General features: G+C 58.1%; 21 protein-coding genes and 2 pseudogenes. 3 read left to right on the forward strand and 20 right to left on the reverse strand.

Annotation, left to right across the window (positions count from 1 at the left end):
* Positions 1 to 90 precede the first annotated feature (90 nt).
* Entirely contained in the window at positions 91 to 1,017 is a 927-nt protein-coding gene (locus ACYZTU_RS22690; RefSeq protein ID WP_008153977.1) for a LysR family transcriptional regulator, read from the forward strand.
* Here ACYZTU_RS22690 and ACYZTU_RS22695 read toward each other — a convergent pair.
* The 3 genes from ACYZTU_RS22695 to ACYZTU_RS22705 all read right to left on the reverse strand — a co-directional run bounded on the left by ACYZTU_RS22695 (position 1,014) and on the right by ACYZTU_RS22705 (position 3,073).
* Positions 1,014 to 1,376, reverse strand: coding sequence for a diacylglycerol kinase (locus ACYZTU_RS22695; protein ID WP_008010143.1), 363 nt, complete (start codon positions 1,374 to 1,376; stop codon positions 1,014 to 1,016). The genes ACYZTU_RS22690 and ACYZTU_RS22695 overlap by 4 nt on opposite strands.
* Before the next feature lie 77 nt (positions 1,377 to 1,453).
* Positions 1,454 to 2,104 (reverse strand): response regulator transcription factor ErdR, encoded by a 651-nt coding sequence (gene erdR, locus ACYZTU_RS22700; protein ID WP_045057556.1) that lies wholly within the window; start codon positions 2,102 to 2,104, stop codon positions 1,454 to 1,456.
* A gap of 210 nt (positions 2,105 to 2,314) precedes the next feature.
* Positions 2,315 to 3,073 carry a tRNA-uridine aminocarboxypropyltransferase gene (locus ACYZTU_RS22705; RefSeq protein ID WP_461965694.1) on the reverse strand — a complete coding sequence of 253 codons (759 nt, stop codon included), beginning with the start codon at positions 3,071 to 3,073 and terminating at the stop codon, positions 2,315 to 2,317.
* Positions 3,074 to 3,262: 189 nt separating this feature from the next.
* Between ACYZTU_RS22705 and ACYZTU_RS22710 the strand changes: the two genes are divergently transcribed.
* Complete coding sequence (locus ACYZTU_RS22710; protein WP_282376918.1) at positions 3,263 to 3,688, forward strand: PA3611 family quorum-sensing-regulated virulence factor; 426 nt, start codon at positions 3,263 to 3,265, stop codon at positions 3,686 to 3,688.
* Here ACYZTU_RS22710 and ACYZTU_RS22715 read toward each other — a convergent pair whose 3' ends face one another.
* Positions 3,689 to 3,883, reverse strand: coding sequence for a hypothetical protein (locus ACYZTU_RS22715; protein WP_449644957.1), 195 nt, complete (start codon positions 3,881 to 3,883; stop codon positions 3,689 to 3,691).
* Positions 3,884 to 4,248: 365 nt separating this feature from the next.
* On the opposite strand from ACYZTU_RS22715, the gene ACYZTU_RS22720 reads away from it, so the two are divergent.
* Positions 4,249 to 5,367: an LOG family protein gene (locus ACYZTU_RS22720; protein ID WP_461965696.1), complete on the forward strand. Its 1,119-nt coding sequence runs from the start codon at positions 4,249 to 4,251 to the stop codon at positions 5,365 to 5,367.
* Between the two features lie 41 nt (positions 5,368 to 5,408).
* On the opposite strand, the gene recX is transcribed toward ACYZTU_RS22720, so the two are convergent.
* The 16 genes and pseudogenes from recX to ACYZTU_RS22800 form a co-directional block, all read right to left on the reverse strand.
* A complete protein-coding gene (gene recX, locus ACYZTU_RS22725; RefSeq protein ID WP_461965698.1) occupies positions 5,409 to 5,876 on the reverse strand; it encodes a recombination regulator RecX in 468 nt (155 codons plus the stop codon).
* A gap of 8 nt (positions 5,877 to 5,884) precedes the next feature.
* Positions 5,885 to 6,937 carry a recombinase RecA gene (recA, locus tag ACYZTU_RS22730; protein WP_150709927.1) on the reverse strand — a complete coding sequence of 351 codons (1,053 nt, stop codon included), beginning with the start codon at positions 6,935 to 6,937 and terminating at the stop codon, positions 5,885 to 5,887.
* 83 nt (positions 6,938 to 7,020) lie between these two features.
* Positions 7,021 to 7,521 carry a CinA family protein gene (locus tag ACYZTU_RS22735; RefSeq protein ID WP_461965700.1) on the reverse strand — a complete coding sequence of 167 codons (501 nt, stop codon included), beginning with the start codon at positions 7,519 to 7,521 and terminating at the stop codon, positions 7,021 to 7,023.
* A gap of 80 nt (positions 7,522 to 7,601) precedes the next feature.
* Positions 7,602 to 8,006: pseudogene (locus ACYZTU_RS22740) on the reverse strand (lysis protein).
* Entirely contained in the window at positions 7,988 to 8,551 is a 564-nt protein-coding gene (locus tag ACYZTU_RS22745) for a glycoside hydrolase family 19 protein (protein ID WP_461965702.1), read from the reverse strand. Before ACYZTU_RS22745 ends, ACYZTU_RS22740 begins: the two are co-directional and overlap by 19 nt.
* Positions 8,552 to 8,554: 3 nt before the next feature.
* A complete protein-coding gene (locus ACYZTU_RS22750; RefSeq protein WP_461965704.1) occupies positions 8,555 to 8,959 on the reverse strand; it encodes a phage tail assembly chaperone in 405 nt (134 codons plus the stop codon).
* 13 nt (positions 8,960 to 8,972) lie between these two features.
* Positions 8,973 to 10,184 carry a carbohydrate-binding protein CenC gene (locus ACYZTU_RS22755; RefSeq protein WP_461965706.1) on the reverse strand — a complete coding sequence of 404 codons (1,212 nt, stop codon included), beginning with the start codon at positions 10,182 to 10,184 and terminating at the stop codon, positions 8,973 to 8,975.
* Between the two features lie 42 nt (positions 10,185 to 10,226).
* The gene (locus ACYZTU_RS22760) at positions 10,227 to 10,787 is read right to left on the reverse strand and encodes a tail fiber assembly protein (RefSeq protein WP_461965707.1); all 561 of its coding nucleotides are present in this window, start codon (positions 10,785 to 10,787) and stop codon (positions 10,227 to 10,229) included.
* Positions 10,788 to 10,794: 7 nt separating this feature from the next.
* Complete coding sequence (locus ACYZTU_RS22765; RefSeq protein WP_461965709.1) at positions 10,795 to 11,889, reverse strand: phage tail protein; 1,095 nt, start codon at positions 11,887 to 11,889, stop codon at positions 10,795 to 10,797.
* A 79-nt stretch (positions 11,890 to 11,968) separates the two neighbouring features.
* The gene (locus ACYZTU_RS22770; RefSeq protein ID WP_461965711.1) at positions 11,969 to 12,394 is read right to left on the reverse strand and encodes a phage tail assembly chaperone; all 426 of its coding nucleotides are present in this window, start codon (positions 12,392 to 12,394) and stop codon (positions 11,969 to 11,971) included.
* Between the two features lie 535 nt (positions 12,395 to 12,929).
* Positions 12,930 to 13,127: pseudogene (locus tag ACYZTU_RS22775) on the reverse strand (hypothetical protein); the annotation flags it as partial.
* A gap of 11 nt (positions 13,128 to 13,138) precedes the next feature.
* Positions 13,139 to 13,738 carry a YmfQ family protein gene (locus tag ACYZTU_RS22780; protein WP_461965713.1) on the reverse strand — a complete coding sequence of 200 codons (600 nt, stop codon included), beginning with the start codon at positions 13,736 to 13,738 and terminating at the stop codon, positions 13,139 to 13,141.
* Positions 13,729 to 14,769: a baseplate J/gp47 family protein gene (locus tag ACYZTU_RS22785; RefSeq protein WP_461965715.1), complete on the reverse strand. Its 1,041-nt coding sequence runs from the start codon at positions 14,767 to 14,769 to the stop codon at positions 13,729 to 13,731. The genes ACYZTU_RS22780 and ACYZTU_RS22785 overlap by 10 nt, the downstream gene beginning before the upstream one ends.
* Positions 14,759 to 15,157 (reverse strand): phage GP46 family protein, encoded by a 399-nt coding sequence (locus ACYZTU_RS22790; RefSeq protein WP_038979177.1) that lies wholly within the window; start codon positions 15,155 to 15,157, stop codon positions 14,759 to 14,761. The genes ACYZTU_RS22785 and ACYZTU_RS22790 overlap by 11 nt, the downstream gene beginning before the upstream one ends.
* A complete protein-coding gene (locus ACYZTU_RS22795; protein ID WP_282376937.1) occupies positions 15,157 to 15,666 on the reverse strand; it encodes a phage baseplate assembly protein V in 510 nt (169 codons plus the stop codon). Before ACYZTU_RS22795 ends, ACYZTU_RS22790 begins: the two co-directional genes overlap by 1 nt.
* Positions 15,667 to 15,702: 36 nt before the next feature.
* Positions 15,703 to 16,743: a phage baseplate assembly protein gene (locus tag ACYZTU_RS22800; RefSeq protein ID WP_461965717.1), complete on the reverse strand. Its 1,041-nt coding sequence runs from the start codon at positions 16,741 to 16,743 to the stop codon at positions 15,703 to 15,705.

Consider the following 16,743-nt stretch of genomic DNA (forward strand, 5'->3'; position numbering starts at 1 on the left):
AGCTGCTGTGCACAATTGCATCGCATTCTAATGGCAGCCACAATATCTGTTAACTGGATTATTAAGATAAGGGTTATCGGTTATATAGATATGCGATTTACTCTCCGTCAACTTCAAGTATTCGTCGCCGTCGCCCAGCAGGAAAGCGTGTCCCGTGCTGCGGGTCTGCTCAACCTCTCGCAGTCGGCGGCGAGCACCTCAATCACCGAGCTAGAGCGTCAGTCCAGCTGTCAGCTGTTCGACCGCGCCGGCAAACGGCTGAGCCTCAACGCCCTCGGCAAACAGCTGCTACCGCAAGCGGTGGCGCTGCTCGATCAGTCCAAAGAAATCGAAGACTTGCTCAATGGCAAGTCGGGATTTGGCTCTCTGGCGGTCGGCGCAACCCTGACCATCGGCAATTACCTGGCCACCTTGCTGATCGGCAGCTTTATGCAGCGCCATCCAGAAAGCCAGGTGAAGCTGCACGTGCAGAACACTGCCAACATTGTGCAGCAGGTTGCCCACTATGAAATTGATCTGGGTCTAATCGAAGGCGACTGCAGCCATCCGGACATCGAAGTACAGAGCTGGGTCGAGGATGAGCTGGTGGTGTTCTGCGCGCCACAGCATCCACTAGCCAAGCGCGGCACGGCGACCATGGAAGAACTGACCCACGAAGCCTGGATTCTGCGTGAACAGGGTTCTGGCACGCGACTGACCTTTGACCAGGCCATGCGTCACCATCGCAGCTCGTTGAATATTCGACTGGAGCTCGAACACACCGAAGCGATCAAGCGTGCTGTGGAGTCCGGGTTGGGGATTGGTTGCATTTCTCGCCTGGCACTGCGCGATGCATTCCGCCGTGGCAGCCTGGTGCCCGTGGAGACACCGGATCTGGATCTGGCGCGGCAATTCTATTTCATCTGGCACAAACAGAAATATCAGACATCAGCGATGCGTGAATTCCTCGACCTGTGCCGCGCTTTCACCGCCGGGGTTCAGCGCAGCGACGAGATTGTGCTGCCCACCATCGCTTAAAGCAGAATCACCGCCCACACCAGCGCGATCATGCTCAACGCCACGAACTGAGCGGCGCTGCCCATGTCCTTGGCGTTCTTGGACAGCGGGTGCAATTCGAGGGAAATGCGGTCGATGGCCGCTTCCACTGCCGAATTGAGCAATTCGACGATCAACGCCAACAGGCAGACTGCAATCAGCAACGCCTGTTCGACGCGGCTGACATTCAGGAAGAACGACAGCGGGATCAATATAACGTTGAGCAACACCAGTTGCCGAAAAGCCGCTTCGCCGGTGAAGGCTGCGCGCAGGCCGTCCAGGGAATAACCGGAGGCGTTGAGGATGCGTTTGAGGCCGGTCTGGCCTTTGAAAGGTGACATAAAGTAGGCAACTGACCTAAAAAGGAAGTGGGTAAGCTAATTCAAGCAAAGTCAAAAAAGCGTGAACATGCAGCGCCTTAGTGGCTCGAAATTGACTCAAGTTGTTGCAGGAGCAACGCCGCCTGAGTCCGTGTCCGCACATTCAGCTTGCGAAAAATCGCTGTCACGTGGGCCTTGATCGTCGCTTCGGAAACACTCAGCTCGTAAGCAATCTGCTTATTCAGCAAACCCTCACAGACCATGGTCAGGACACGAAATTGCTGGGGCGTGAGGCTCGCAAGGCCTTCGCTGGCGGCCTTGGCTTCGGCGGAAACGCTGACCGCCTCGAACGCCTGGGGCGGCCAGAACACATCACCATCGAGCACCGCGCGTACGGCTTTCTGGATGACGCTCAGGTCGCTGGACTTGGGAATGAAACCACTGGCGCCGAATTCACGGGACTTCACCATGATTGAAGCCTCTTCCTGGGCCGATACCATGACCACCGGAATCTGCGGATACTGACCGCGCAGCAGCACCAACCCAGAAAAACCGTAGGCCCCCGGCATGTTCAGGTCCAGCAGTACTAAATCCCAGTCGGACTTCTCGTCCAGACGGGTTTCCAACTCGGCAATGCTCGCTACTTCCACCAGACGGACTTCGGGGCCCAGTCCCAGAGTCAACGCTTGATGCAGGGCGCTACGAAAAAGAGGATGGTCATCGGCAATCAGGATTTCGTATGTGGCCATTTTTCAAATGATCCTGTTTTTCAAACAACTCGAGGTGCAGCCACGGAGCTGCACCAACAGGGCACGTTCAACGCCAATAACGTGGCTATTCACGTAAAGAATACGGCGTATCAAACTTCGGCCGCGCCCTAATCGGCGCCAAGCATGCCCAGCGAAACCGGGGTGGTCAAGGTGCATGGCCGGTACAGTTCTTTGCAGTATGGGCGACAATCAGGAGATGACCGGGGCCGTGCTCTGCACAAAAGGCATCAGTTCGGCGTGGGCTGGCGTTGCAACGTTCATGTCCAGCTGATGTTTGGCGTCGAGATAATGTTGACTGAACACGTCGAAATAAGCGTCCAGCGCCGATGCCGCCTCGGTATCGCCCGCAAGATCGAGACACAGCGCCGCCACCTCGGCCGTGCACAAATGCTCGCTGCGGGTCGACCTGCGCAACCGGTACCGCGACAGCTTCTCGGGCAACAGACTCAGGATCGGCAACGCATCAAAATACGGGCTTTTACGGAAAATCTTCCGCGCTTCTGTCCAGGTGGCATCCAGCAGGATAAACAGCGGACGCTTCGAACTATCGGCATCGACGCTGTTTGTTACACGCTCGGGTTCGACGTACTCACCCGGAAACACCAGATACGGTTGCCATTGCGGGTCGGCCAGCAACGCCAGCAACTGCGGATCAGTTTCCGTGCGTGACCAGATAAATGCATGGTTGTCGCGCACCACATCGGCGATCAGCCAACCGGTGTTGCTCGGCTTGAACACTTCCTTGTTGGTCATGATCAGGCACACGCCAGAGCGGGCATCGACCTGCGGGCGCCAGGCGCACAGGCAATGGCTCTCGATCACGCGGCAGGCTCGGCAACGCGGCGCCCTCCAGCCTCGGGCCTGAATCGGCTTGACGCCTTCTTCCTCCCGCTCATCGCGCAAGCGGGCTACTGCGTTTGCAGCAAAGCGTGGGGTTGCAGGGTTCATCGCAGGCGACGCCGGCAGGGGAAGAAAATCGACACGAAAAACACTCGGCAGGGCAGAAAGTGGCGGCAGTTTATCAGAGCAGTCGGCGCAAGCCTGTACCGTCCAGGTCTCGTCCCCTATAATTCGCCGCCACTGAACGCACAGTCATGTGATGGGTCGAACCACCAGTCACTGAACCAGGAGAGTTTCATGCTGCGCCTTATCGTTCCCACCGCTGCCATTTTGCTGGCGTCGTCCTTCAGCGCTCAAGCTGCGTCCTTGAGTGAGCAGAATCTCACCAGAGAGCTGCGAAACGTCGCCACACAAAGCAGTGCTGGCACTCCACGGGCGATCAACGAAGACATTCTTGATCAGGGATACACCGTCGAAGGCAACACGCTGATCAATCATCTGAGTGTACAAAGCAGCCACGCCAACAAGATGCGTGCCGACCCGAAAGCCGTGTATTTCCAGCTGGGCGCCTCTGTGTGCAACAACCCATCGTTCCGCAAGCTGATGGCCAAGGGCGCGGTCATGCGTTACGACTTCACTGAGGTGAAGACCAACCGCTCAGTTGGCTCCGCCAGCTATCAGGAATCGGATTGCCCAAAAGCGGCTCCAGCCAAGAAGAAGTAATCAATGGGAATTGGCGCGCCGCTGTTCATCCTCGGCGCGCAGTTCTGCCACCAGCGCCTGCAAGTAACGTGAACGCCGGTCGGCCCCCTCCAGACGCCGGCAGCACTCCTCTTCGAGACTCACATGATTGGTCTCGGCCGATGACTTCAGTAATCGATACAGTTGCGTATCGATCTCCAGAATGACTCTGGCCATAGCTCTCGCCTCCTTGCACCTCGCCCTTGCTTGAGCGATAAAATCCTTGAACCGCTTGTACCGTGCGCCCTGCCTTTGACGCAAAGTTATCGTGTCATGCCTGTCATTTAGTAAATCAGACTATCGCACACGCGGACTGCGTTCAGACGAGCGGTGAAAGCACCTTGCAAATCGCCAATAAGCGGTTGCCAGGAAAGGCTTTACCGCGCAATGATCAAGTCAGCGAAAATCTCTGCGAGGGTCTAGATTCATAGTGTTCACGTTCACTTTTCAGGGCAGGAAGGGGGCCGCCCATTACACGTCTTGTTGTGCGAATGTTTCCTTCATCCAAGGGAAAAACAGAGCCTGTACGGAAGGAGAAGTTGATGCCTTACCAACCGAATGACCTCCTGAGCCGTCATTTTGAAGAAAGCGGCCACGACCTCATCAGCAAGGTCGAAGAGCAACTCAACCTGGTTTCACCCAACAGCCCGAACATCCCGATCTACCGCGACATGATCCTGACCGTGCTACGCATGGCCCAGGAAGATCACAACCGCTGGAATGCCAAGATCACCTTGCAAGCCCTACGCGAACTGGAACATGCCTTCCGTGCGCTGGAACAGTTCAGGGGGCGCCGAAAGGTCACCGTTTTTGGCTCGGCCCGAACACCGATAGAACATCCTTTATACGGTCTGGCCCGGGAGCTTGGCGCCGCACTGGCGCGCTCAGACCTGATGGTTATCACCGGTGCCGGTGGCGGCATCATGGCGGCGGCTCACGAAGGTGCCGGCCTGGCACACAGCCTGGGATTCAATATCACCCTGCCCTTCGAGCAGCATGCCAATCCCACCGTGAATGGCACCACCAACCTGCTGCCTTTTCACTTCTTCTTTACCCGCAAGCTGTTCTTCGTCAAGGAAGCCGATGCGCTGGTCCTCTGCCCTGGCGGTTTCGGCACCCTGGATGAAGCGCTGGAAGTGCTGACTCTGATCCAGACGGGTAAAAGCCCGCTGGTGCCCGTGATACTGCTGGACGCTCCTGGCGGCAAGTTCTGGCAAGGTGCATTGGACTTCATTCACCATCAACTGGAGGAAAATCGCTACATCCTGCCGACCGATATGAAGCTCGTGAGTCTGGTCTATAGCGCGGAAGAGGCTGTGGAGCAGATCAACCAGTTTTACAGCAACTTCCACTCCAGCCGCTGGCTCAAGCATCAGTTCGTGATTCGCATGAATCACAAACTAAGCGACCAGGCACTCGAACACATGCAGGAGGCATTTGCCGACCTGTGTCTGAGCGATCATTTCCATCAGCATGCCTACAGCGGTGAGGAACACGACGAACCGCAGTTCAGCCACCTGGCGCGACTAGCCTTCACCTTCAATGCGCGTGATCATGGTCGTCTGCGGGAACTGGTGGATTACATCAACCTGTCGGAAAACTGGGCGCAGTCCAAAACCCAGGAGCAACAGCGCACGCGGGAACCGTCCAAGGTTACGTAGGTAAAAAAACGGCCCGCTATCGAAATAGCGAGCCGTTTCAGTCAATCGTCCATCCCTCGGCCGCTGAACAAGCGGCTGATCATTTCCATGGAATATCCCCGATAACTCAGGAACCTGCCCTGTTTGGCACGCTCCCGGACGTCTATCGGTAAATGCCCGGAAAACTTTCGCCGCCAGGTGTCTTCCAGTTGTTCCTGCCAGTTGATACCGCTCTCGCGCAAAGCGAGTTCTATGTCGGTACGTTGCAGGCCGCGCTGACTCAACTCTTCACGAATACGCAAAGGGCCATAGCCGGAACGGGCACGGTAAGAAACAAAGCTTTCGAGATAACGGGACTCGGACAGCAGACCTTCTTCCGTCAAACGGTCGAGTGCCGTGTCGATCATTTCAGGGAGGGCGCCGCGTTGACGCAGTTTACGCGTCAACTCGACTCGACCGTGCTCGCGTCGCGCGAGCAGGTCCATTGCGGTTCGCCGCACAGCGACAGGTGTATCGAGTACGGCGGTCATCGGATCAATCAGATATCAGCGTCAGCCAGGTCATCAGCAGTCTCTTTGACTGGCGATGCTTTGACGTCCGGTGCTGGAGTCAGCAACTTGTCGCGCAGTTGCTTCTCAAGTTTCTTGGCGATTTCCGGGTTGTCCGCCAGGAACTTGGCCGAGTTGGCCTTGCCCTGACCGATCTTGGTGCCTTCGTAGGCATACCAGGCACCGGACTTCTCAACGAAACCGTGCAGCACGCCGAGGTCGATCATCTCGCCGTTGAGGTAGATACCCTTGCCGTAAAGAATCTGGAACTCGGCCTGACGGAACGGCGAAGCCACCTTGTTCTTCACAACCTTGACGCGGGTTTCGCTACCAACGACTTCATCACCTTCTTTCACCGCGCCAGTACGGCGGATGTCCAGACGAACCGAAGCGTAGAACTTCAGCGCGTTACCACCGGTGGTAGTTTCCGGACTGCCGAACATCACGCCGATTTTCATACGGATCTGGTTGATGAAGATAACCAGGCAGTTGGCGTTCTTGATGTTACCGGTGATTTTACGCAGCGCCTGGGACATCAGACGGGCTTGCAGGCCCACGTGCATGTCACCCATTTCGCCTTCGATTTCAGCTTTTGGAACCAGAGCGGCCACGGAGTCGACAATGATCACGTCAACCGCGTTGGAACGCACCAGCATGTCGGTGATTTCCAGGGCTTGCTCGCCGGTGTCCGGCTGCGAAACCAGCAGGTCGTCGACATTGACGCCCAGTTTGCCGGCATATTCAGGGTCGAGGGCGTGTTCGGCGTCGACGAATGCGCAGGTCGCGCCAGCTTTTTGAGCCTGGGCGATCACCGACAGTGTCAGCGTGGTTTTACCAGAGGATTCAGGACCGTAGATTTCAACGATACGGCCTTTTGGCAGACCGCCAATGCCGAGCGCGATGTCCAGACCCAGAGAGCCAGTGGAGATAGCCGGGATCGCCTGACGGTCCTGATCGCCCATACGCATTACGGCACCCTTGCCGAATTGACGTTCGATCTGACCCAGGGCCGCAGCCAAGGCTTTCTTCTTGTTGTCGTCCATTAAAGTCCTCACGTAATCAATAAGGCCTGACGGCCAACACCTGTATAAGTAGCCAGTATTATTCCACAGCGTTTCAGGATCGCCTACCCCTGATTTGAGATTTCTCCAGCGGCATGGCGCAGCAGCCCCTCTAGCGCGGCCTTCACCGTTTGTCGGCGGACGTCGTCACGACTACCGGGAAAGTGCTGCACCTCGCTGAACACCTGCTCGCCAACGCCCCAGGCCAGCCACACGGTGCCCACCGGCTTGCTCGGCGAACCGCCATCCGGCCCCGCCACACCGCTGACCGCCACGGCAAAACGCGCCTGGCATTTTTCCTGCGCGCCTCGGACCATGGCCTCGACCACCTCGCGACTGACCGCCCCCACCGTCGCAAACAACTCGACCGGGACATTCAATTGCTCGGTTTTCTGGGGGTTGGAGTAAGTGACATAACCGGCCTCAAACCATGCCGAACTCCCCGGAATCCGGGTGATCGCCTCGCTGATCCCGCCGCCGGTACAGGACTCGGCGGCAGTGACGTGAGCATTGAGAACCTGCAAACGCCTGCCAAGTTCAGCGGCCAGTTGGGTGATTTCTTTCACGGTCATCTCCTGAGCAAGCGGAATGAGAACTACCGTACACGAGCGTCACGCGCTTGCAAGGCGCAGGATCGATCAAAATGTTAGCGAGCGAAGGCTCTGATATAAGCCTGACAGGCCTGCAAGGCAATCAATCCGCGGTCGCCGGCGTCGGTGATGGCGATAATTCGTTGAGCATGCGCCGGGTCAAGTCGGGCGCGCGCGGCTCCATGAACCATGCCGCCGGTGCTGGAGGTGGCTGGCACTGAGCAGCCTTGTTCGCTGGTCGAAAGACGCTGCTCCAGGGCCAGGTGTTTGTCCTGCTCGGCCTGTTGCTGGGTGGCAGCGGCGAGAGTCAGTTGATTAAGGGTCTCGGCGTGCAGCCTGGCCTGCTCCGCCAATTGTTGGCCGTAGCGCCAATCCTGAAACTACCAGGCCAATGCTGCCGAACAACCGGCCAGTACCAGCAGACCGATCAGTCGCCAGCCGATCAGACCGAAGGCTGGCATAGCACCGCCCTCGCCCGCGCCCAGATTTCCAGACGGTCCTGCAAACCGTTCAGCCCACCGTTTATCCGGCGAGTGATGCTGTTGAACTGGTCGCGGTCGGCCAGTTCGTTTAAGCCGTTGTGCGCCCAGAACCATGCTGCAGACTCGGCCGCCCATTGGGGCTGCTCCAACAGTTCAGGCAGAGACAGCAGACGTTCATCGCCGAACAAGCCGAGACTGCATTGACGGTAGTTGTTGCGGCCGGTGATCTGGATCAGGCCACGGCCACGGTATTTTTGACCGTCACCGTCGGGTTCTGGAGTGTTTCCCAAGCGGGCGGCCAGGGTGCCAGTGTCGTATTTGCTCAGGTACTGAGTGCTGCCCAGTTCACGTACGTACTGCAACTGCCCCGATTCGTGTCCGACTTGCGCGAGGAAAGCGGCGATGCGTTTGGGGGTGTTGATGTTGCGGTGGGCCATGGTGGTGTTGAGGGCGGAAATGAAAACGCCCGCTTGAGGGCGGGCGTTGGGGAAAATTTGTTGCAACTGCGCTGAAGTGAGAGACATGGGTCATGTTCCATTTGCCGTTGTTTTGAACCAGACCGGCGCCAGTGGTTTGCTGAAGTCTTTTGGAAAGTTGGCTAGCGAGGGCCAGTCGCGCAGATCCTGCCGGTAATCCAGCAGTTCATGATATTGATCGCTGTTCAAAGCCAACGGAGTGCCGGCAGCTTGCTCATCGCGATCACGGTCGACCAGCCATTGGCTGGCGGCCAGTTCCTGGTTCCGCCAGGCTCGGGCAACTGTGGCTGGTTCAGGTTCTGCCTCCGGATCGTCTTCCAGCATGGCGAGCAACGGCACGCCACCACTCGCCAGCCATTGCTGGTATTCATCCCAGAAACGGTGATGCCGAGGCACGGTTGCTCCGTCAGGCAGACGAATGACAGTGGCCGGGTCTTTAGTGAGTTGATAGTGCATAGGGAAAACCTCCTTAAAGTTCGGCATCGGCGGTGGCGTGGATGTAATAAGTCTGAGTAACCAGCCCGATATCGGAGTTATCGACCCAGATGCCGCGAGTCGACACCCCAAGAGGTCGAGCATTAGCCGATGAAACTTCATCGCTCCCAGAACGCCATTGCCCAGCGACCCCCTTCGAAGTAATGGTAAACAAACTGAGACTTGGAGTAGCTCTCTTCTCAACCTTGAAGGTCCACTGAGCCAAGGGCTGTGAGGCAAAGCTCGTTTGCCCCTGTTTCACTGTGGATAACAGTGCACCGTAGGGACCTGTCATGCTTCCAGGCGGCAGATCCTGGCTATAGGTTTTTTCGTAATAACGCTGACACATCATCAACTCATCGCCAGGGCTACGGAGCTCGAACGGCGTCGACACCCGCCCCTCTTCCAACTGGATCTGCGCCAGGTCTATAACCTGCAAAACATTCAAAGGCAGGTCAAAGGAGAGCCGCAGAAAGTCATTGCCACTACTTCCCAACGTTTTGCCCACCAGGGACGGTACTTGAATCGTCGAGCTGTATCGGGTCCAGGAGGTTTTGAGTTGAAAGCTGCCAACCGGCGTCACAGTATCCACACTACCGCCCGCTCCGAAATACTGCGCGACAGTCACATTGAGTTGACGCGCCGTGTCGGCCTTGGCCCAGAACGTCAGCGTCGCGGTTTTCCCCGCCAAGGTCCTGACCGACTCGATAGCCTGGGAAATTTTATGCACGCTGGCGCCAACTCCCGCAGTGACTTGCTGCCAACGCATAAAGTAACGGGGCTCATTGGGCACCTCCCCCTGACCCAGTGCAAAGTTCTGCCGCGAAATGTTCACCCCGGCGTTCCCGTTCCAGTCGCAACGAAAACGGTCAGCGATATAAGCACCGGTGTAAGGCCCCAAGTTGCCTGTACCGCGCTGCCAGATATCGAAGTTGCCATTAATCAGCAGGTTTTTGCGATAAACCTGCACGGGAAAACTCTGTTGGGGGTCGAGTTTCGCCAACTCTTTAATGGCCAGGCTCAACTGATCATTTTGATTCTCGGAAGGCATCAGTCCCGCGGCGGTGATGGCGTTGAGAATTTCCTGGGTGACGCTATTACCCCAACTGGCTGGAATCAAGGAGCCGGGGGTTCCGGCTATCGGGTTTTCATCGGCAAATTTACCGTTGACCAGTCCCGCGCCCGATACGTTTTTTGGATAATCCATTTGATCTACTCAAGTTGTAGGGCATAAACACAGGCCGTGCAGTTACTCGGTCGAACCTGGAACCTGAGGCCAGTCGATCTCTGCAGGAAAGGTTGCTTGCCGTTTAAGGCGATTCAACTCAACGCTGTAGAGTTTCCATTCCATCAATGCCAGTTGCTCATCATGAGTGGCGTCACCGATATCTTCGGCATATTGAAGCGGGGCAATACGCAGGACTGCGTCACGAAGTAGCGCGTCTCGTTTGGTGAACACCTGATTCCTGACATCCGCCAACCGCGCCTGGTCGTCCGACTCCCAGGTGTTATCACGCCAGACATAAAACTCACCCGGCCATGGAACCGTGGTAAAGGCGTCAGGCAGCTCCCCAAGTTCACTCCAGATCTGCTGAGCCCCGCCCTCTTTGCGATACACCAGACCGCGCCGGTCGATCACTTCGCGCGGGACATTATTGACCAGTGCCCATGTACGGCCCTGTTCCGGAGGCGGCAATTCAAATGAAAGTTCAACGGAATTACTGGGCAGTTGAATACCGATTCCCGGCGTCACGAAGAACTCCACGGGCCCCGACAAGGCGCCCGAGTTATCAATCAGATAATTAAACATGGACACCTCAGATAAGTTTGATGCGGCCGGGATAGGCGATGTTGCGAGGACGGGATTTGAAGAGATAGAGCAAGGTGCCGGCAGGATCCATCTGGTAACTGGTTCCGGCCGGATAGATGGGGCCGCCATTGCTGAGCGAGCCGATATATTGTGGCTCCTCACGGGTGTCGGCACCGACGGCAGCCAGGCTGTCACTCCATCGTGACCCTACTGCACCGCCGCCATTCGCCCCCATGGCATAGGAATGAGAAGTTCCGGGCTGGAAGGCACCCACTACACGCCCGGCATCCACGCCACGGCCTTCGTCCAGAACCCTTAAAAACTCCCCGCGATTTTCAGGTCCACGGAACGTCAGCGCACCGTCACCGCTAGTCCACTTACCTTCGTTCCCGACCCGCGCGGCCTCGGTCCCGAGCATTCCCGATTGCTGGGCGTGATCCCACAACCACGGCCACTGCGCACGGTTCATGACCGTGCCGTTGAGTGCCCCATAGCCACCGGGACTGAGCAGCGTGGTCGTTTCGAAAAACGGTCGACCCAAGGGGGTATTGTCAAACCGCCCCACCGGCCACCAACTGCCAACGCCATCACTGCGCAGATGCCACCAGTCACCACCGCCCATCAGTACGATAAACGTATAACCGGCTCCCGAAAGATGGGTATGAAATTTGAGTCGGTCAGTGCCGGCAGCCTGGATAACGAGGCGGTTACCGCTATTGTCTACGCGTCGAAGAATGACGTCGCGAACGCCCATCGCAACGTTGGCTGGCGGAAGAGTGATGGTGGCGGCGCCGGGGCTTGCATCAATCAACACCAGACCGAGTTCTTCCGGCGCCAGCAACTTTGATGCCGCTAGCCGGGTGACCACCGAACGCATCGGGCTCGTCACGCCAATGATCGTCTGGATGGCCTTGAGCAACTGGCCGTTGTCCGCCTCCAACGGCGCCATTCCGGCGCCGGCCACCACACTCAAAATCTCTTGCGTAACAGCATTGCCCCAAACCGCTGGTATCAACGATCCGGGCGAACCGGCCACCGGGTTTTCGTCAACAAACCGTCCATTGACCAGCCCGACACTGGGGACGCTTTTTGGATAATCCATATTTCATTCCTTGTCTGGAATATTCATTGGAGATACCGATAGCGCGCTTGAATCAAGCGTTCATACCAGCGGTATCCGTTCACTCGACAGTCATCCAGGCTGGCTTTTTTGGACGCGAGCGTTTGGAGGGAAACTTATTCGCCTGAGGCCACTTGCGCAGTGCCTGCAGATAAACCAGCAACGCCTGATAGTCAGTGTCGGAAAGCGTGGTGGCCTTCATCAGTTCCAACTCGTCCCGATGTCGGTCGCGAAGCCAGACCACGCGCGCAAATTCGTTGTCGCGCCATGCCTTGGCTTCCTGCAAAAGTTGTTCTTCCGAGAGCGGCGCAAGTTCAACCAACACCGGCAGGCCCTGATCGTCATGAGATCTATCTGTTCCCGCCTTCGGATTGGCAATCACCGCGCTATAGCGTTCGTCGTCAATTTCAACGGCATCTTCGGGAAGCCTGGTGTGATAACCCGCCAGGTAGGTGTTACCGGTACTGCGGCTATAAAAACGCTTCATTTCAGTTCCCCACACTCAGGACAGCGATCCAGCCAGTACCACCGGAATTGCTCATGACCTGAACCTGACTGGCGTCAAAGTAAGTGACCAGGGGTGCGGTAGTGATATCAACAAACGGAGCGTTCCCCGAGTGCGAGTAACTGGCCCATGCGCCCCGGCACTGGTTTTTAAAGGCCAGTGGCCAAGGTTTGGATACGTAGCCGCCATTGACGCTGATAGAAACCTGTACCCACTGAATCATGAAGTCGCCCAGCCAGGCCGGAAACGCGATGTAGCCGTTTTCCGCAAAACTGTAGGAGACACCCAGACAGAGTTTTTTCGGTGTCACGATTGTGGTGTCGTCTGCTGTGGCATTGACTTGGGCTTGAGAAGCGATGCGTGCCCAGCCAAAGATCGACTCTGTCGCTTGCACCACTTTCTTTTCTATCGCCTGAAACACCCGTAGCGGCGTCATCAATCGACTGCTGCTTGCTCCTGACTCAGCTTCTTCCTTGCTCGCGAAAGAGTCGGCCTTATTCTTCTCGACAATCGCCGAGATCGCCGCTCTGAGCTGAGTGCTATCCGCTTCAGCAGGCACAAGACCGGCGGCGGTAATGACATTGACGATTTCATCCGTGACGCTGTTGCCCCACCTCGCCGGAATCAACAACCCCGGCGTCCCCATCAACGGGTTCTCATCCACAAACTTCCCATTCACCAACCCGGCGCTGGGCACACTTTTCGGATAGTCCATCCCTCTACTCCCTAGTCATAATTGATGTGCACCTTGGTATGCGCCGGTGCGCTGCGATGGATCTGGCATTCCAGTGCAGAACCCGGGTTCATACCGAAGCGTTCGCCCCAGTAACTGGCGCCGAAACGTCGGCCCAGCAGCTGGCGGCCACCGGTGTTCAGCGTCCACATGAAATGCGCCTGCCATGTTCCGAAATGCGCCTGGCCAAACCGGGCCCGTCCCATTCGCGGGACTTCAAGCTCGGTGATGGTGGCGTTCGGGTACCCCTGACTTTTGGCGATCTCGACGTAGTAGCTGATGGCCTGGCTGCCAACAGCGAGCAGTCGACGGCGTACGGCGAGGCGGCGGTCGTCGAACAATGGCGTCGCGCCCAGGCACGGGTCGGGCAGGTTCATCACCCGCTCCCAATCCGGCACCAGTTCGCTGACGCCGGCGGGGTCCATTTCATTGAGCAGGTCGGCGGCGCGGGCGTCGAGGCGGGCCAGTTCCTGGGCGACGCCTTCAAGGACTTCTTCGAGTTCCGGGACCCGCTCGGGGTCCCACGCGGGACCGCTGGGTAGCAGGCTGCGCAGTTGGGCCTGGTATTGTGCGGCGGTTCTGATCACTGCCATACGCAACCTCCGAAGGTCAGCAACTGGTTGCTCTCGGCTTCGACGTCGGCGGTAGGTGACTTGAGATCGTGATCACTTTCGCCGGTTGCGCTGCTGATGGCTTCACGGATGTGACTTACCAGCAAAGTGTCGCCCAGGCCGCCTTCGCGGTTATGCAGATCGCGCAGTTGCGCTTCAACAGCGGCGCGTACGGCCGTGGTGTCGGGCTTCAGGTTCAGTCGGTAGGTCACCGGCACTTGTACCGGTGGCAGCACACGCAACTCGGCAGTGACCGGGCGCAGAGGTTCGATGTAGGCCTGGACTTCAGCCAGTTGCTCGGGATTGGGGACGGGCTGCGCATCGTCGTCACGCATGATGTACAGACTGACAATCCCGGGACCGGGATAGCTGCCGCGACACCAGGCACGGGTCACCCCCGGACATTCGAGCGCCCAGGTTTCGTAGTCTTGCGCCGAACCGCCGTGAGGAATGATCCGGTAAGAACGAATCACCCGGGACCGCAGGGATTCCAGACTTTCCCGAGCGATTCCGCCGGTCAACCCCGGCGCCAGCACCGTGAAGCTGTTGCCGATAATGCCCAGAATCGGCTGCACCGGAATCAGCGTCATGCCGGCGTCGGCATTACCGAGGCTGCCGGCGTCGAGGGCGGCGATGGTGGTGCTGTTCAAGCCATTGCTGGCGGTGCGGGCGGAAGTGACTTTGTAAATGCGACCGTCGTTCGATTGCAGCAGAGTATCGACGTCCAGCACAGCACCGGCGCTGGCGGTAAAGCTGACGCTGCCACTGGCCGATTGTGCGGCTTTGCGCGGCTGGTTAAGACGCAGTGCGGCGATCCGTTCCAGGGTCGACTCATCGGCCTTGTCCGGAAGGATCTGCTCGGCGATCCAGTTCAGATAGCCATACAGACCATAGGCGGCGCCACCGAGGGTGCGGGCCAGCACTTGCGCATCGGACTGACGCAGCGAATCGCTGGCCAGGTCGCTTTGGGTGCGCTTGATCAGCACCGGCAGCGAAGGGGTTTCAAACGGCATAGATCACCTGCCAACTGTTATCAGGGTTGATGTCCAGGCGCTCGCCGTCGGCCAGGGTCAGGACCGTGCGCAGGTTCAGGCGCTGAGCGTCGAGGCGTTCGCTGATGATGTCGATGGCGCTGCAGTGGCCGTCGTCGATCAGCCATTGCAAGGCTTCGCGGGCATAGAACTCGGCGTCCATCTGGGTCTGTCGGGTCAGCTTGACCCGCCGCAGCAGCCACAGGCGTGAGCCGATACGGTCGTCCGCGACCGTAGGAAAGGTGTCGCCCCACCAGCCGAAACGTTCTTCGTCATCGAGGGCATCGTCATCGGCGGCGCGGCGCCAGGTGAACAGGCTGATCAGCACTGAACGGGTCAGTGCGGCGTGGAGGTTTTGGCTGATAAACATCACTGGCCTCCCGCCGGCACGCCGGTCTGGCCGTTGCCCGCCTGCACGCCGACGTGCACGTGCTTGATCTGGCTGATGCCACCGGCAATCTGATCGCCCTGAGAGACGATCTTGCCGGTCTGGTTCAGGGTCGGTGTGTCGATATTTACGGCAGTGCTGGCGCGGATGTTCAGGGTAGTGGTTTCGATGTCGATGATCCGTCCACGCTTGAAGTGGATCTTGTCGCCTTCGTCGGTGTAGATCGCTACTTCGCCCTGGGCCAGTGCCTTGAGGCGATAGCGGCGGTCGGCGACCACCAGCACAATGGCGTGAGAACGATCGCCACCCAAAAACGTGGCGATACCTTCAGCACCGGCCAGCGGATTGCTGGTGAAACCGTAAGGTTCGAAGTGTTCCATGTCGTCGTTCACTTCGCCGGCGGTGAGGCGCATTTGCAGGGATTGAAGCTTGGTAGCCGAGTTGGCGAGCACGACAGTGCCGCGCGCCAGGAGGCGTGTCAGTAGGCTCATGTGGATTACCTTGTAGGAGCGAGGCTTAGCGGGGTGTCAGGTTTTGGGAGGCACCGGGTTCGCATCGAAGGTGTAAGGCGGCGCCACTTGAAGTGTGGTGACCGAGCCCTGTTCGGACAGCGAGTAAGTCACCTTGGAGATCAGCATGTCGTGGTCAAAACCCAATACCTTGTCGATCACCCGCACCAAGGTGTTGTGCTTCCACAAATCACCGTTGGATTGCCGCCAACCTTGTACCCGATAGGTCGTGGTGCCAGCCTTGCCGACGCGAATACCGCTTTCCCAATCGGCACGTTGCTGCGCCAGTTCCGGGGTCAATTGCGCGCTTTCGTTGATCACGGTGATCCGCTTGCGCCCGATAATCGGGTCGGTGGAAACCCCGGACACTTCGCTCACGGCCGCACCGCTCTTCTCGTCGCCGCCCTTGTGCTGACCGATCACCCGGTACTCGGAGAACACCTGGCTGAAGTCCATCGGCGCGTTGGCCGACAGAATATTCTTGCCCAGCTCAAGCACATCACTGGCTCGCCCACCGCTGCCCGGCCGGGCCAGTACTACCCGACCTTCAGCGTCATCGGTGGAAAACACCCGAAACAGCGTGAGCAAGCGGTCGATTGACTGAAAGACCGTTTCCCCCGGCACGATGGTGTGGCTGCCGAGCCGCGCGGTTTCCGGGATTTCGCTGACCACTTTCCCGGCATAGGCCGAGGCCAGCGCTTCGACGATGCTGAGTAACGATTGCTGATGCCATTGGTTGGGCGTGTTGATCGCCGCACAGTCCACCAGGTCCTGAGTCTTTGAACTGCCTTCGATACTCAGGCTGATCTGCCGCCCGTCATAGCTGATCGGCGCCTTGAAGACATACCCGCTGAGCACCAGATCGCAGCCGATTCGCACTTGGCAGGGCGCACCCGGGCGGATGGGTCGATCGACCGTCTGCCCCGGCCATTGCCAGGTGATATCGAGCTTGAAAGTGCGGAACTGGCGCTCTAGGTCTGCAGTGATTTCAACGCTTTTCCAGCCGCCATACTCCAGACCGTCAACGGTCAGCAACACGCTGTTGTCGAGTTCATTCAT

The sequence above is a fragment of the Pseudomonas sp. HLT2-19-2 genome (assembly GCF_054898005.1).